Here is a 1,550-nt window from a genome sequence, read left to right on the forward strand (position 1 = left end):
GGTCTCGGTGGTCGCCGTGCTGTGGCGCAAGTACACCGTCCCCGTGGTGGCCGGCGGCACCCTCGCCGCCCTGCTGCTGCCCTGGGCGGTGCCGGCCTGGCACACCGGGCCCGGCGGGTTCCAGGCGCTCGCCCTGCTGTTCACCTCGCTCACCTGCGGCGCCTTCGCCGAGATCGCCGCCACCAACCAGGCCCTGGTGGCCGCCCGGGCCGAGGTCGCCCGGCTCGCCTCCGAGGCGGAACGCAACCGGATCGCCCGCGACCTGCACGACCTGCTCGGCCACTCGCTCACCGCGATCACCGTCAAGTCCCGCCTGGCCCAACGGCTGGCGGTCAAGGACGTGGACCAGGCGGTGGCGGAGATGAGCGCCGTGGAGACGCTCTCCCGCCAGGCCCTGGCCGACGTACGGGCCGCGGTCTCCGGCTACCGCGAGGTCACCGTGACGGGCGAACTCGCCCGCGGCCGCGAACTGCTGCGCGCCGCCGGGGTGGTGGCCGACCTGCCCTCGGCGGCCGACGCGGTCGGACCGGACCAGCGCGAACTCTTCGGCTGGGTGCTGCGGGAGGGCCTCACCAACGTCGTCCGGCACGCCCGGGCCGCCCGCTGCTCGGTGCTGCTGACCGCGACCTCGGTGGAGATCCGCGACGACGGCCGGGGAGCGGCGGGCGGCCCCGGCGCCGGGCTGGTCGGCGGCGGCAAGGGGCTGACCGGGCTGCGCGAACGCGTCGCGGCGGCGGGCGGTACGGTCGAGGCCGGCCCGCTCGACCCGCGCGGGTGGCGCCTGCTGGTCACCGTCCGGCCGCCCGACTCCCGCCCCGAAGGGACGACATGACGATCCGCCTGCTGCTCGCCGAGGACCAGGAGCTGGTCCGCACCGCGCTGCGCGCCCTGCTCGACCTGGAGGACGACTTCGAGGTGGTTGCCGCCGTCGGACGCGGCGACCAGGTCGTCGAGGCCGCCCGCGAGCACCGGCCGGACGTCGCCCTGCTGGACATCGAGATGCCCGGGCTGGACGGCCTCGCGGCGGCCGCGGTGCTCGCCCAGGAGGTGCCCGGCTGCCGGGTGGTCATCCTCACCACCTTCGGCCGGGCCGGCTACCTGCGCCGGGCGATGGAGGCCGGCGCGCTCGGCTTCGTGGTGAAGGACGCCCCGGCCGAGGTGCTGGCCGACGCCGTCCGCCGGGTCGCGGTGGGCGAGCGGGTGGTCGACCCGGAACTCGCCGCCGCCACCCTCGCGGCCGGCACCTCCCCGCTCACCGCCCGCGAACGCGACGTCCTGAACGCCACCCGCTCCGGCGCCGGAGTCGCCGAGATCGCCGGGAAGCTCTACCTCTCCGAGGGGACCGTCCGGAACTACTTCTCCTCGGCCATCGCCAAGACCGGCACCCGCAACCGCACCGAGGCCCTGCGCGCCGCCGACGAACGCGGCTGGCTGTAGCCCCTCACCCACCGGGCTTAGGTTCTGTCCGGCGGATCATGGTCGGAGCCAGAGGCGGATCGCTGCGACGGTGACCGTGCCATGGAAGACGTAGGCCCGCTGGTCGTAGCGGG

General features: G+C 75.9%; 2 protein-coding genes. Both read left to right on the plus strand.

What is annotated here, in order from left to right:
• Positions 1–832: sensor histidine kinase (locus ACFXOZ_RS42465; RefSeq protein WP_380595396.1), on the plus strand; the 832-nt coding region annotated here is incomplete at its 5' end.
• The gene (locus ACFXOZ_RS42470) at positions 829–1,437 is read left to right on the plus strand and encodes a response regulator (protein ID WP_380527085.1); all 609 of its coding nucleotides are present in this window, start codon (positions 829–831) and stop codon (positions 1,435–1,437) included. The genes ACFXOZ_RS42465 and ACFXOZ_RS42470, both read left to right, overlap by 4 nt.
• Positions 1,438–1,550: the final 113 nt, after the last annotated feature.

Origin of the sequence: Kitasatospora sp. NPDC059160 (assembly GCF_042755465.1) — a bacterium.
Classification (GTDB): domain Bacteria; phylum Actinomycetota; class Actinomycetes; order Streptomycetales; family Streptomycetaceae; genus Kitasatospora.